Annotated in this window: 17 protein-coding genes; 8 read left to right on the forward strand and 9 right to left on the reverse strand. The window is 55.3% G+C overall.

Features of this window, described 5'->3' with window-relative positions; genetic code table 11:
* Window positions 1-22 precede the first annotated feature (22 nt).
* A complete protein-coding gene (locus NUW46_RS15260) occupies window positions 23-892 on the forward strand; it encodes a hypothetical protein (protein ID WP_418140556.1) in 870 nt (289 codons plus the stop codon).
* Between the two features lie 39 nt (window positions 893-931).
* On the opposite strand, the gene NUW46_RS15265 is transcribed toward NUW46_RS15260, so the two are convergent.
* Window positions 932-1,387: a GatB/YqeY domain-containing protein gene (locus NUW46_RS15265; RefSeq protein WP_069184333.1), complete on the reverse strand. Its 456-nt coding sequence runs from the start codon at window positions 1,385-1,387 to the stop codon at window positions 932-934.
* A 121-nt stretch (window positions 1,388-1,508) separates the two neighbouring features.
* Window positions 1,509-3,101 (reverse strand): BCCT family transporter, encoded by a 1,593-nt coding sequence (locus tag NUW46_RS15270; protein ID WP_153637243.1) that lies wholly within the window; start codon window positions 3,099-3,101, stop codon window positions 1,509-1,511.
* Between the two features lie 240 nt (window positions 3,102-3,341).
* Here NUW46_RS15270 and NUW46_RS15275 point away from each other — a divergent pair, with 240 nt between their 5' ends.
* Complete coding sequence (locus NUW46_RS15275) at window positions 3,342-4,235, forward strand: patatin-like phospholipase family protein (protein WP_418140557.1); 894 nt, start codon at window positions 3,342-3,344, stop codon at window positions 4,233-4,235.
* 90 nt (window positions 4,236-4,325) lie between these two features.
* A complete protein-coding gene (locus NUW46_RS15280) occupies window positions 4,326-4,994 on the forward strand; it encodes a glutathione S-transferase family protein (protein WP_418140558.1) in 669 nt (222 codons plus the stop codon).
* A gap of 80 nt (window positions 4,995-5,074) precedes the next feature.
* On the opposite strand, the gene NUW46_RS15285 is transcribed toward NUW46_RS15280, so the two are convergent.
* Together NUW46_RS15285 and NUW46_RS15290 are read right to left on the reverse strand one after the other, a co-directional pair.
* A complete protein-coding gene (locus NUW46_RS15285) occupies window positions 5,075-5,233 on the reverse strand; it encodes a hypothetical protein (protein WP_167352711.1) in 159 nt (52 codons plus the stop codon).
* An 80-nt stretch (window positions 5,234-5,313) separates the two neighbouring features.
* Window positions 5,314-5,643: a rhodanese-like domain-containing protein gene (locus NUW46_RS15290; protein WP_418140559.1), complete on the reverse strand. Its 330-nt coding sequence runs from the start codon at window positions 5,641-5,643 to the stop codon at window positions 5,314-5,316.
* Between the two features lie 78 nt (window positions 5,644-5,721).
* On the opposite strand from NUW46_RS15290, the gene NUW46_RS15295 reads away from it, so the two are divergent.
* The gene (locus NUW46_RS15295) at window positions 5,722-5,925 is read left to right on the forward strand and encodes a hypothetical protein (protein WP_209400488.1); all 204 of its coding nucleotides are present in this window, start codon (window positions 5,722-5,724) and stop codon (window positions 5,923-5,925) included.
* Between the two features lie 15 nt (window positions 5,926-5,940).
* Here the strand turns inward: NUW46_RS15295 and NUW46_RS15300 are convergent, their stop codons facing one another.
* The 3 genes from NUW46_RS15300 to NUW46_RS15310 all read right to left on the reverse strand — a co-directional run bounded on the left by NUW46_RS15300 (window position 5,941) and on the right by NUW46_RS15310 (window position 8,384).
* Window positions 5,941-6,318 (reverse strand): nuclear transport factor 2 family protein, encoded by a 378-nt coding sequence (locus NUW46_RS15300; protein ID WP_291906337.1) that lies wholly within the window; start codon window positions 6,316-6,318, stop codon window positions 5,941-5,943.
* Window positions 6,319-6,439: 121 nt separating this feature from the next.
* Window positions 6,440-6,904, reverse strand: a complete 465-nt coding sequence (locus tag NUW46_RS15305) for an AtaL-like protein (RefSeq protein WP_418140560.1) — start codon at window positions 6,902-6,904, stop codon at window positions 6,440-6,442.
* 175 nt (window positions 6,905-7,079) lie between these two features.
* Complete coding sequence (locus NUW46_RS15310) at window positions 7,080-8,384, reverse strand: ferredoxin reductase family protein (RefSeq protein WP_305965897.1); 1,305 nt, start codon at window positions 8,382-8,384, stop codon at window positions 7,080-7,082.
* Between the two features lie 95 nt (window positions 8,385-8,479).
* Here NUW46_RS15310 and NUW46_RS15315 point away from each other — a divergent pair, with 95 nt between their 5' ends.
* Window positions 8,480-9,073: an NUDIX hydrolase gene (locus NUW46_RS15315; protein WP_418140561.1), complete on the forward strand. Its 594-nt coding sequence runs from the start codon at window positions 8,480-8,482 to the stop codon at window positions 9,071-9,073.
* Here the strand turns inward: NUW46_RS15315 and NUW46_RS15320 are convergent.
* On the reverse strand, window positions 9,056-9,541 hold the full coding sequence (locus NUW46_RS15320; RefSeq protein WP_418140562.1) for a DUF6644 family protein: 486 nt from the start codon (window positions 9,539-9,541) through the stop codon (window positions 9,056-9,058). The two genes, NUW46_RS15315 and NUW46_RS15320, sit on opposite strands and share 18 nt — an antisense overlap.
* A gap of 8 nt (window positions 9,542-9,549) precedes the next feature.
* Complete coding sequence (locus NUW46_RS15325; RefSeq protein WP_305965894.1) at window positions 9,550-9,930, reverse strand: DUF6152 family protein; 381 nt, start codon at window positions 9,928-9,930, stop codon at window positions 9,550-9,552.
* 293 nt (window positions 9,931-10,223) lie between these two features.
* On the opposite strand from NUW46_RS15325, the gene dctP reads away from it, so the two are divergent.
* From dctP to NUW46_RS15340, 3 genes are all read left to right on the forward strand, one after another.
* Window positions 10,224-11,231 carry a TRAP transporter substrate-binding protein DctP gene (gene dctP, locus NUW46_RS15330; RefSeq protein ID WP_305965893.1) on the forward strand — a complete coding sequence of 336 codons (1,008 nt, stop codon included), beginning with the start codon at window positions 10,224-10,226 and terminating at the stop codon, window positions 11,229-11,231.
* Between the two features lie 89 nt (window positions 11,232-11,320).
* Entirely contained in the window at window positions 11,321-11,947 is a 627-nt protein-coding gene (locus NUW46_RS15335; RefSeq protein WP_418140563.1) for a TRAP transporter small permease subunit, read from the forward strand.
* Window positions 11,944-13,353: a TRAP transporter large permease gene (locus tag NUW46_RS15340; protein ID WP_418140564.1), complete on the forward strand. Its 1,410-nt coding sequence runs from the start codon at window positions 11,944-11,946 to the stop codon at window positions 13,351-13,353. Before NUW46_RS15335 ends, NUW46_RS15340 begins: the two co-directional genes overlap by 4 nt.
* The last annotated feature ends 44 nt before the right edge of the window (window positions 13,354-13,397 follow it).

Raw genomic sequence — 13,397 nt, forward strand, 5'->3', positions numbered from 1 at the left:
GTTTGGCAAGAGGCGACGCATCTTGGATACAGGGCGTTGGTACCGAATCGGGAACCTGGCCAGACTCCGGTTTTTCATTCTGGCTCCGTTCCTTGTTGCCATCCTGGCAATGCCCTGCGCGGTACAGGCCTCAAATTCTTTTTATCTGCTCTATCGCCAGTGGCAAGCTTACGATTGGCCAGAGGATCTCCCCGCTGCAAACGAGGTGACCCGCTCGCAGCGCGGCCTGGGCTGGCAACGGCAGAACTCTGCGAGCACCTTTGGCATCGATTACGATTACCAGCCACTGAGAATCCGCACAGGCGAACCGGCACACAACGGGCACCTCCATCGGTTGACCTTCGGTGGCGATTGGCAGCATCGGCTTTACCGCTTGGAAGCAACGGCCGGCGTTGCCGGCACTTCCAACATGTTCAAGTACCAGGACTTCCACAATGATCTGTTAAATGGACGTATCGCTCTATTCCGGGCTCTGAATGAGACCAGCGCCCTCAGCCTCGGCGTCGGCGGCGACCATCGCTTTGGCTCTTTCCGATGGCTTCCCAGGGCACGCTGGCAACAGATCAACGACAGTGGGCACTGGTTGTTCGACCTGCCGGTCTTAATCCAATGGCAAAGCACCGGGCATCTATGGGAGTTTCGGGTGGAACGAAACGGGGACCGTTGGGCGACTCTTGATAAAACCAGGGAAGTGGAAAACGCTCTGTATTTGCGGGAGTGGAGAACGGAAATTGAATACCGGGCCTACGACGGGCGCGGGGCTTGGCCGGCGGTGACTCTTGGCGTCGGCGCCAGCGTTGATACCCGTGTCCGGTACAAAGACCTGAACACGGGCACGGAGGATCTGAAACTGGGCGATGCCCTGCTCGCCAGCCTCAGGCTGGATTGGTAACCGGGGCATTAATGCCCGCGAGCCGGCAAACGCCGGCGCTCAACCCGCCAGCGCAGACCTCACCTTCTTGCTCAAATGCCCCATTTCTACCCGGCCAAGCACCTGGGGCTTAAGCTCGTTCATCACTTTGCCCATGTCCTGCATCCCCTGGGCATCGGTTGAACTGATGGCCATCCGAATCAGCCCGTCCAGGTCATCCTCGCTCAGGGCCGCAGGCATGAACTCCTCGATGATCACCATTTCAGCTCGTTCTTTGTCGCCCAGCTCCTCACGACCGGCATCATCATACTGGCTCGCGGCGTCGCGGCGCTGTTTGAGCATCTTGTCCAGCACCTTCAGAACATCTTCATCGTTGAGCTCGCGGCGTTCATCAATCTCGATCTGCTTTACGGCAGACTGGGCCATGCGCAAGGTAACCAGACGGGTTTTATCCTTGTTCCGCATTGCCTCCTTTACCGCGTTGTTCAGTTGTTCCTTCAGAGTTGGTGCCGTCATTTCCGATCTCCTGTTTGTTTGCGCCTTTTCCGTTTATATGGGGACAGGATCCCGAAAATGCAAAGGCCCCTCGGTGAGGGGCCTTTGGGTCGGTGACGTGGTTTAACGATCAGACTGCCGGTTACATTTTGCCCTCAGCGATCAGCAAGCGGCGTTCATGGTGAAGCCCCTTGAACAGGCTGTAGGTCATTACCAGCAGAACGAGAGTGAAAGGCAGACCCACGCTCAGGGCGCCGGCCTGAAGCGCCCCCAGCGCTTGCTCGCCGCCTACGAACAGCAGCACGCCGGCAATCGAACCTTCAATAACCGCCCAGAAAATCCGCTGGGCTTTGGGAGCATCCGTCTTGCCGCCCGAGGTAATGCTATCGATGACCAGCGAGCCGGAATCCGACGAGGTCACGAAGAAAGTCAACACCAGGGTAATACCGATAAACGAGGTAATGCCCGACAGTGAAATATTCTCAAGCGCCTGGAACATCGCCAGTGATACTTCAGTGAGTCCCTCCGAGGCCAGCACGCCAATATCATTCTGCACCTGATGGAGGGCACCGCCGCCGAAGGCGCTCATCCAGAACAGCGTGATGATGGTCGGGATGATCAGAACCGCTGTAACGAACTCACGCACCGTGCGGCCATGGGACACCCGCGCGATGAACATACCCACAAACGGCGACCAGGAAATCCACCAGGCCCAATAGAATACCGTCCAGCCATGGAACCAGGTCGTGTCCTCCTCCCGGCCGAACGGGTTACTGAGCGCGACCATGTTGGAGGCGTAGGACACCGACGTATCCCAGAGCCACTGGAACACCGCCAGCGTGGGACCGGCAAACATTACAAACAGAAGGAGCAGGCCCGCCATGATCATATTCGCGTTACTCAGGATCCGAACACCACCGTGGATGCCTCGAATCACAGAGTAAGTGGCCACAGCCGTAACGCCGGCAATCACGCCTACCTGAATATTCAGGCCTCCCTCAATATCAAACAGGTAGGAAATACCAGATGCGGCCTGCTGGGCCCCGAATCCGAGCGAGGTCGCAAGACCAAAAATGGTCGCCAGCACCGACACCGTATCGATCACATTACCCGGCCAGCCCCAGACCTTGTCACCAAGTATCGGGAAAAACGCAGAGCGTATGGTTAGCGGCAGGCCCTTGTTGAAAGCAAAAAAAGATAGCGAAAGCCCGACAATTGCATAAATCGCCCAGGGGTGCAGACCCCAGTGATACATGGTTGCACCCATCGCCAGGCGCGCACCCTCTTCGGTGTTAGGTTCAACACCAAGAGGCGTTCCATACCAGTCGGTGTAATAGGCCACCGGCTCAGCGACCGACCAGAACATCAGCCCAGTGCCCATACCGGCTGCAAACAGCATGGCAAACCAGGAAAGCAGGGAAAATTCAGGCTTGGCTTCAGTCCCGCCAATCCGGATCTTGCCTACCGGCATGAAAATCAGGGCCAGGCAGAAGAGAACAAACAAGTTTGCGCTGAGCAGAAAACCCCAGTCGAAAACAGCGATCGCGCCATTTTTGGCGCTATCTAGCAATTCCTTTGCACCGGATGGAAAAATGAGCGTCCCGACAACAAAGGCCACAATCAGGATGGCGGTTAACGGGAATACGATGTTGTGGATGTCGAAGCCGAATTTCTCGATATTATCCTGACCGGCCACGTAGTCAGTCTGGTAATCATCTTTAATGACGTCGCCCAATGTGAGGACTCCTATGACTGCATCGACCCGCAGTCGGTTGGAAAATTTACCTCCTTAAGTGCCACACCAATATTTTGAACTCTAAGAATTGAAATTTCCAACCGGTCTGCAAAGCTCCGCACAAACCACTGCGTTCACAAATTCCTATTCGTTCGCATCGCGTTGAATTTAATGCGCGAGCTACTCTGATAGACTTGCTTTAACGGTTATCTCCTCGAGCACGTGAATGGGCCAAACACCATGAAACTCAATCCCTTTAATACCCGCATTGGCCTTGCCCTCGGGGGCGGCGCGGCAAAGGGCATCGCCCATATCGGCGTTCTTAAGGCCTTCGAGGAAGAGCAAATCAGGATTCACTGTATTTCCGGAACCAGCGCCGGCGCACTCATTGCGAGCTACTACGCCTTCGGCCGCCCGGCGGAGTCCATCCTTTCCATTTGCTCCACCCTGAACCTCTCGAAAATCATCAACTTTACCTTCGAGCGCGGCGGGCTTTTCAGCACCAATGCCATTCGGGAAATGATTCATCGGGATCTCGGGGATGTCCGGATCGAAGATGCCAAGATTCCACTGGCCATCTGCGCAACGGATATCGAAACCGGCGAACAGTTGATCTTCCGGGAGGGCAACCTGGCAGACGTTGTGTGCGCCTCAATGGCGGTACCCGGCCTGTTTGTACCGGTAGAGATCGATGGGAGAACACTGGTGGACGGCGGGCTGGTTGAAAATGTGCCAATTTCACCACTGGCGAAAATGGGCGCCGGCATCACTGTAGCGGTTGATCTCAGCCATGTGAGCCGATACCCGAAGCCGGATAACACCTTCGATGTGATCACCAACGCCATCAACATTGGCATCGATTTCAACACCCGCAAGCAACTCAAGAATGCCGATATAGCCGTGCCTCTGGACCTGAGCAGCTATAGCCTCACCAATAACGCAGACCGTGTTGAGGAGCTGTACCTGGAGGGCTATCACCCCATGAAGAAAAAGATCCGCCAGGTTCTCTGGTACAAGCGAATGCACGTTGCCATCAGCCTTCTGAAGACAACCCGCACGTTGATGCCCTTCAAGGTGCCCGAGATTCTCAAGGAGCTCAAACGCCACGGCTTTGCCATGCGCAATCGGCATTAGCCCAACAATCACCTTCCGCGGTGAACCAAAACGCTTTTTGAAGCCTACTCTTCACACCAGATCATTTTTCGATGCGAACGGAGCTTGCGCATGATTACCGTCCACCACCTGAACAATTCCCGCTCACAACGCGTTCTCTGGATGCTGGAAGAGCTGGGTGTGCCCTATGAGATCAAGCATTATCAGCGTGATCCCAAAACCATGCTGGCGCCTGAAAGCCTGAAGAAGGTGCACCCGCTGGGAAAATCCCCTGTGATTACCGACGGCGATCTGGTGGTAGCCGAATCCGGCGCCATTATTGAATACCTGGCCCACACCTACGGCAAAGACACCTTGCTGCCCGAGAGCGGCGGCCAGGCCTGGCTCGACTACACCTACTGGCTGCACTACGCCGAGGGCTCACTGATGCCCCCTCTGGTCATGCGCCTGGTGTTTGAAAAGGTCAAAACCAGTCCGATGCCGTTCTTTATTAAACCGGTCGCCAAGGGCATTTCAGACAAAACCAATGAAATCTTCATCGGCCCGATGATCAAGACCCATCTGGACTTTGTGGAAGGCCACCTCGCAAAAAACACGTGGTTCCTGGGTGACAAACTGAGTGCTGCAGATATCCAGATGAGCTTCCCGCTTGAAGCCTCGGTAGCCAGGGGCATTGTCGGTAAGAACAGGCCTCACATCACCGGCTGGGTGAAACGGGTTCACGCCAGGCCGGCTTATAAGAAAGCACTTGAGAAAGGCGGTGACTACGACTTTGCCTGAAGAGGCGGCACAGTCATGTCGAAACTATTCACACACTGGCGCCCATCGGAGTGAGCTCGTCAATAGGTTTGAGCCGCGCGTTACTTTTTCAGGCTGATCTGCTTTGAACCTGTAGAGGAAACTTGTCCGCTCTGGCCCTTGCCGACATATTCGACAGATCCACCCGCTTTCAAAAAGGCGGCAGTCTGTTCCTCAATTTCGGCGGAGGTCAGGGTAGCTTTCTCGTTTTTCTTGCTCATGTTGGTATCCAGGTCAAGGTGGCTTGTTTTACAGAATAAGCCGTTCATTATACCCGATGTGGCTAAAAATTGTTCGCTTCCTAAAGGCCGCGTTCCTGGCGCGCCTCTGCCAGGCTGCCCTTGTTTTCCACATTCGTATAGCCCGCGCGCTCAAGTGCCGCTTTCGCCTTGCCTGCCCTGTTACCACTGCGGCAATAAAGATTGATCTCGGTGTCTTTGTCCGGGAACCTCTCGCTGACCTGCGCAACGATCCGGGTGTGCGGAATCAACGGGTCGCCATCAATGTGGCTTTGCCGATGCTCGGCCTCGGTGCGGACATCAATCCACACAGCGTTCGCATGGGCTACTATCGGTGATAGGACCAGTGACGACAGGATTAGCACCGCCTTTACTAAACCAAACACTCTCATTTCTATCTTGCTCCCTGTATTCATTTCAGACTTTCAGCAACAATTCATACGGTGAAACAGAACGGAGGAGTTCATTGCATGGAAACCGCTGACATCTTGCTGGCGCTGCTGTTCGGCTGCATCGGCTTCGGGTATTTCATGTATGGCCGGCGCAGGAAAAACATCGTCACCCGATACTGCGGCATTGCCATGATCATCTATCCTTATCTGGCCAGTAGCGCATGGGAAATGCTGGCCGTAGGGGTCGTACTCATGGTTGTGCCGAGGTTTGTCGAACTCTGAAGTTCGAGGCTTGAATCACTCCGCTGCAGGCAAACTCCCGCCTAGCATGTTTTCAATCACCGCTGCGTTATAGAAAGTTTCAACGCACTGGATCTTTTGCTCCCTTACGCGACACCAGATTGCCAGGCGCACATCACCAATCGGCTCGAAGTAGGTGCGATAATCCAGGATCGCAAACACGTGCTCACCGTCGGCACTCAGTTGCCGTAAAACCAGATCTTTCTGAATGGCAAACATGCCGAACTGATAAGCCAACATGTCGTCCCGGCTGAGGAATCGCATGTTGGGGCCCACATACTCAAAGCCCTCTTCAGCAAGCAGATCCTTGGCTTCATCCAGGCGCTGGGCACGGATGTTTTCGATGAACTGAGCCACAATATCCTTTGGCTGCATGACCGTTCTCCAGGTTCCGGAACTGACAATCCAAACTGCATCCACTAACCTGAACATTAGCCTATTCGGGCCTGCAGCAACACAGTCACCAATCAACCTTGGGCTCAAAACCAAAGGGCTTTCAGAACACACCCGTCTCCGCCAATTGCCGTATGATCTGAATGGTTTCCACGTCTGTGGCTACATACGCTTCATAAAGGTACTGATCATAGGGCATCGAGTCACCGCGGTTCTCGATGCTCGCTGTGTGATACCGGAAGCGGACAAAAAGCGCCCCAGGCTCCGGCTCCTCGATGTCCATGACAAGTGTTGCAGCTGGAACCGAGTGAGTTGGCTGAGTTCGATACTCGATCCTGGCCTCATGCCAAAATACGACCTCGTCGACCACCTCCAACCCCGGCAGCTGAAGGCTGCGCTTCAGGTAAGCTGGTCCCTGATCAAGGATCTCAAAATCGTCAACGCCCACCAGGAACTTGTCAGGGCGCCGGGCTCGGAGCACCAGGCCTTCCCAAACCTGGAATCGGGTCAGGACCGGTAGCTCTGGCTTGGTCAGGTCGTTTATCTGAACAATATGCTCGAACGTCATCTAGTCTCCTGTCAGGTGCAATACACCACACTGTGCCAGTCCTTTCGCGCGTACGGAACCCGCGCTTCAGAGACCCGAACGGAACACAAAAACGAGGAGAGTCGCGAACAGCGTGATGTTTACTGCCCAGACGATCCAGGAAACCCGGCGCCGTAGACTTGCCCGCTTGATGGGATTAGTCATAACTGAAACGCTCCGAAAGGATGTGATGGGAAGGCGTGCCTCGCTTGATCAGGTGATCCTCAACGACATCCATCATGGGTGCAGGCCCGCACATCACAAAGAGCCATTCGCTGAATTCTTCCTCGGAGAAAACCCTGTCGATCAGCGCGCCATCAATGAAGCCGGTCTCACCCTCCCAGTTATCTGGTGGTTCCGACAACACGTAGACCACATCCTCCGTCCCGAGCTCCTCCCGGTGAGCGATCTGATCAATCACGCGATTACCATAGATCAACCTCACCTTTCGGGGATCGTTGGTGGCCCGCATTTGCCTGAGCATACCCAGCAGTGGCGCAAGTCCTACTCCCCCGGCAATGAGGGCAACTCCGGGTTCCGCTCGACCGTCAACAGTAAGATTACCGTAGGGGCCGTCAAGGTAGGCAAGGGTTCCCGGCTCTATCTGGCCAACCGTGCGGGTAAAGTCGCCGAGCTCTTTGATCATGAAAGATACCCGTGGTCCCTCGGCAGGTGCCGAACAAATGGAAAAGGGATTTTCTTTCAATGAGAAGGGGCTGTGCCCCACATTCAGCCAAAGAAACTGACCGGCTTTATAATCCAGCCCCGCATGCCCTTCAGGCTCCACGGTCAGTTCCCATTGCCTCGGTGTCAATTGGTTCACGGAGACCACGCGCCAAGCGCGTGCCTTTTGCTGAAGGGGAACCCACAGGTAAACCATGAGCAATGACCCGACCGCAACTCCTGTCATTGCCAGCCAAACCCAGGTCATCACTGATTCTGATCCGTAACGCCCTCCGTAGACCGTGTGGTGCAAGAGAAGAAGAGCAATCAAGAGCGCGCCAATCCCGTGCATCAGGCGCCATGTCTCGTATTTATAGTCCAACTGTGTCCGGCCGATGGCGAGGAGCACAAGGCTGGGAAGAAGCAAAAAAGCGCCAATTCCACTTAAAATCGCGGAAAAGTCCGTTGTGAGCGTCAATTCACGGCTGGGATCCCATGGGCGGGGACCACCGGAGGGCGTTTCCTGGTAGAGAAATGGGTGCACAAGCGCAAAAACCAGGGCCGTACGGGCCATGATCTGGTGAAACCGCATCGTCACATCCATTCCGACGCCATTCGAAATGGCCTTGAAACGCCCGGAGAGAATGAATTCCATAAGGATCATCGAGAAGGCGAGGATGCCCAGACCCGAGGCGAGTTCCTGGTGCCATTCGCGCGGAGGTCCCCCAACCGCAGCGGACAGGATCAATGGCAACGTGACAGCACCAAGGTATACAACAATCAAAAAAAACGGCTTCATTTCCAGAACCTATGCCAACTAAGTCGCAACGCAAACACCCTGCTCGTCCAGGATATGTTTAACTATAGCCATCAAACATCAAAGGACAGCGTTACGTGCGATCGAAGTCCTGGGTAAGCCATTTGCGCCCCAAAAAAATTCCTTTCCGGCGTCGATTTGCCCGAGCGTCCGTCGCGCTGATCTTCCGGAGAGTGGAAAACGCCCACGAGGAACTGCTGTTTATCCAGCGGGCGCGTCGGGAAGGCGATCCCTGGTCCGGCGATATGGCCTTCCCCGGTGGCCGACTGCAACCAGAAGATGAATCCGCCCGGGCCGCCGCCGAGCGGGAAACGCTGGAAGAAACCGGCATGGATCTTGGCCGCCAAGGCCGATACATAACCCGACTGTCAGATCTGATCACCCGACACCACAGCCGCCTTCGCCCGATGGTCGTCACTCCCTACGTGTTCGAGTGGCACGGGTCGAGGACGATCTTGCCGAACCATGAAGTCGAACGGGCGGTCTGGGTACCCCTGGACTACCTTGCAGCCGGGGAGAACCAGAGCCAGCTTCCCTGGCGAACACCTCTTGGTACGCTGAACATGCCCTGCTGCCGCTATCAGGATGCCTGCATCTGGGGATTAAGCTACAGCATGCTGCAGGAATTGCTGACAGCAGGCATCAACGCAAAGTCAAAAATACCCCACTAACCTGCCAAGAATCAGTACGCTGATCCAGACAGCCAAAGACATCAGGCCCCCGACCCGGAGGACCACAGGCATAGGAGCCCTCATCGGGAGGCTCCGTATATCCCGGAGTTTCATTAACCGGCCTACCGCAAACGCATTCAACACACCCAGCAGGACAAGCGTAATCTTCGCCTGAAACAACGGCGAAGTGGCGTAGTCCGGGGCTGCGGTGGTAAACAGCAATGCTCCGCAAACCACGGCCAACGCCAAACCGACCGCGGCTGAGATTCGAAGCACATCGACAAACACCATCACCGGGTATTTACGCCAAAGCCCGAGCAGACGCAGATCCAGCGGCACGATGCCGCCTACCAGTAACGAAACCCCGAGGATATGTCCGGCATTCACCAACGGGTACATGAATGTGGAGTTGCGTAGGGCCGAGACAAAAGCCAAGCTTTCGATGGCAACCAGCGCTTGCTCAATCATCCCGGGTGTCAGGACGTTCGGCCCGGATACAGGTTGTAGTCCTGCCCGTCGATCACAACCCGCTCAGCCTTGACCAGCCGCTCGCCCTCCCGGGCGGAGCGATGGCCATGCACTGTGATTTCCCGGCCCTGACTCAACATCTCTTTGGTGAGTCCGACCCGGTCGTTGCGCCAGGGCTGGCCGACTTCCACAACCCAATCCTCGCCATCCACTCGTATGGTGACCTCGCCATGGGGATTACCCAGGCGTACAGACTGGATGACACCGGTGATTTCAAACTCCTCATCGGTCGCCCACGCCCACCCGTGATGGGCCTGTGCGGAAGAGGCGGCGAGGAAAGCGGCAAGAACAGCAAAACACATCAGATGGGTAAAACGAAGCTGAGGCATATCGAATCCTCTTATCGTTGTTTCGTCGGGACACTGCGCCCGCACACTCGTCAAGACTCGATAAATGTACGAGACTGCCATTACACCAGACTATGACCGATTGGCCCAAGAATGGTGCCCCGGCATTCTGATTCTCAGCTCTACCCGACCAATATACTACTGCACAAGATGGCCAACGTGACCTAAGCTTTCCAGACGAAATCAGTAGCACTGGTTTTGATCATCAGTGCAATCGCCTTCACCATAATGGCCGATAACAACAAACAACAACTTACTGACCAGAAGGAAGCATCATGAAAACCATAAAAACAGCATTGGTCGCATCGGTGGCCGCAGCCAGTTTTATCGCAGCCGATGTTCACGCGGCGACCGAATGGAACGTATCTTTGTGGGGCAAGCGTCGAGCTTTTACCGAAAACGTCGAGAAACTCGCCGAATTGGTTGAAGCCAAAACCGATGGGGAGTTTACCCTCAACATCTCTTACGGCGGGTTATCCAAGGCAAGGGAAAACCTTGATGGCATTTCATTTGGCGCTTTCGAAATGGCGCAATTCTGCTCCTTTTACCACACCGACAAGAATCCGACCATCACAGTAACCGAGCTGCCTTTTTCACAAGATGTGTCTCTGTCCCGGATCAGCGACATCTACACGGAAGTGTTCAAGCACCCCGAGGTCAAGAAAGATCTGGCTCGATGGAATGCCACTCTGTTGATGCCCACCCCGCTGCCTCAGTACAACCTCGTCGGTAAAGGAGAGCCGATCGGGACTCTGGACGATTTTGAAGGCATGCGCATCCGTGGCCCGGGCGGAATCATGGGCGTGTTGGGCAAACTTGGCGCTGTCAAGACAGGGGTGCCTTTCTCTGAAGTACGTCAGGCCATGGATTCCGGAGTTATTGACGCAGCCTCCTTCGCACCCCATGCACACCTGGCCACCACAACTTACAAGGTAGGTCAGTGGGCTACAACTAACCTCAATCTCGGTTCTGCCAATTGCCCGGTAGTCGTCAATACCGACGCCTTGGACATGCTTGAACCGGCCCATCGTGAAGCGCTGCTGGGCTCTGTTGAGGAAGCTCTCGACTATTACGTAGAAAACTACGAGCAGAACACCACGGCCAGGTTCGAGGCTGCCAAGGACGAGACCAACATTACGGAAGTTACCTTTACGGCAGAGCAAACTGCCCGGCTGAACGAACTTGCAGAGTCTGTCCGTCAGGAGTGGATCGAAACCCATAAGGGCGATTTTGATGCAAAGGCTGTTTTCGATTTCACAGCCAAGCTCTTCGCCGAACAATAACCTGACTCGTAAAACCGGAGCCCGATTCTAACTGAACGGGCACCGGTTTATTTTTTGGGAAACCACCCCTTCCCCGACTGGAGGCTGACATGTCTGCAGCAGCATCTGTGCTTGCTGATAACTCAACGCTGAGCCGTCTGGACCGTCTGTTTTTCCGGCTGGAATCATTACTCACCCTGGCCGGCGGTTTCGCGATTTTTCTGCTGGTTTTGTTGGCAACGGTCAACATTCTCGGACGTTGGATTTTTTCTTCGCCAATCAGTGGTTACGTTGATTGGGTCGAACAGGCCATGGCATTCATCGCTTTTCTTGGCATTGCCTACACCCAGCGAATGGGTGGCCACATCCGTATGGACATACTGGTTGGAAAATTCCGCGGCCGCTATCTGTGGTTTACCGAATTGGTTACAACACTGCTAATGCTGGCAGTCACCTCTGTACTTATTTACGGCAGCTACATGCATTTCTGGCGAGCCTACACCATTGGTGATTCATCGCTAGACATCAATTTGCCCACCTGGCCCGCCAAACTGGTGGTTCCAATTGCTCTCACCATCCTGGCAATGCGCCTGTTACTTCAGCTCTGGGGCTACATGCGGGCGCTCACGCAGGGCGGAGACAAGCCTGTAGCGGTCCCGCTTGTTGAATCAGCGGCCGACGTTGCCGCCCGTGAAGCCAGTGCCGTCAGTGGCCACGATGAAGAAAAAACAACATGACTGAACTGTTCCAAACCATGGGCAACATGGATTCCATCGACATCGGCCTCTGGGTCACCGGAGCCATGCTGGTTTTTGTTCTGCTGGGCGTTCGAGTCGCTTTCGCAGCTGCCACAGCCGGCTTTCTCGGTCTGGTATGGATTTTCTCCGCCAAGCTCGGTTTCGACCGGGGTTTTCTGGTCGCTGTGAAAATGGCGGGCACCATCCCCCATTCAAAGGTTTCCTCGCTTGCCCTGTCATTGATCCCCGCTTTTATCTTGATCGGCTTTCTTGCCTATCACGCAGGTCTCACTAAATCTCTATTCGAAGCGGCAAAACGCTGGGTCGGCTGGCTCCCCGGCGGCATGGGGGTGGCCACCGTATTCTCCACCGCAGGCTTCGCAGCAGTGTCCGGTGCATCGGTTGCGACGTCTGCCGTTTTCGCCCGGATCGCGGTGCCGGAAATGCTGAAACTGGGATATGACAAGCGCTTCGCCGCGGGTGTTGTCGCTGCCGGCGGCACACTGGCTTCGCTTATCCCCCCCTCTGCCATCCTGGTCATCTACGCCATCATCGTTGAACAGGACGTTGGTGCGCTGCTGATGGCCGGGTTCCTGCCCGGTGCCTTTTCAGCCCTTGTTTACGGGGCACTCGTCATAATCATGGCGGTCACCCGCAAGAACTTTGGCCCGCCTGTTCGTGGCTACACGTGGAAACAGCGCATTGAGTCAGTACCCGGCGCAATGCCCATCTTCGTGGTGGTTGGAATCATCATGGTCTGCATTTATGGGGGCGTGGGTACACCAACCGAAGCCGGTGCCCTTGGCGCATTTGTTATTCTCTGCATGGCGCTCTATAACGGAAGTCGGTGGCCAGAGCTGAAAGCTTCACTGATGGAAACGGCAAAGCTGTCTGCCATGATCTTTGCCATCATTTGGGGTGTTCTCATCTACGTTCGCTTTCTTGGATTCGCCGATCTGCCCACGGCATTTTCTGACTGGATCGTCAGCCTGGAGCAGAGCCCGCTGCTGACACTCCTTCTCATTCTCTGCGCTTACGCCGTTCTGGGGATGTTTATGGACGCCATCGGCATGCTACTGCTGACTCTGCCCGTGGTGTACCCCGCAGTGATTGCCCTGAATGGGGGCATCGATGTGACTGCCGCCGAATCGGCCTTTGGGGTTTCTGGAACCGGCTGCGCCATCTGGTTTGGCATTATTGTGGTGAAAATGGCAGAGCTCTGCCTGATTACGCCTCCCATAGGGCTGAACTGCTTTGTTGTTGCTGGCGTGCGTCCAGAGTGTTCAGTGCAGGACGTGTTCCGGGGCTGCACCCCCTTCTTTGTGGCGGATGTTTTAACCATCGCCGCCCTGATCGCGCTGCCCGGTATCGTGTTGTGGTTACCAGGCATGATGGGCTACGGCTGAAGATGCGCCGGGCCAGCTTTGCTATGGGTGTCTGAGATGACAAC

Origin of the sequence: Marinobacter sp. MA (assembly GCF_048298425.1) — a bacterium.
GTDB classification, from domain to species: domain Bacteria; phylum Pseudomonadota; class Gammaproteobacteria; order Pseudomonadales; family Oleiphilaceae; genus Marinobacter; species Marinobacter salsuginis.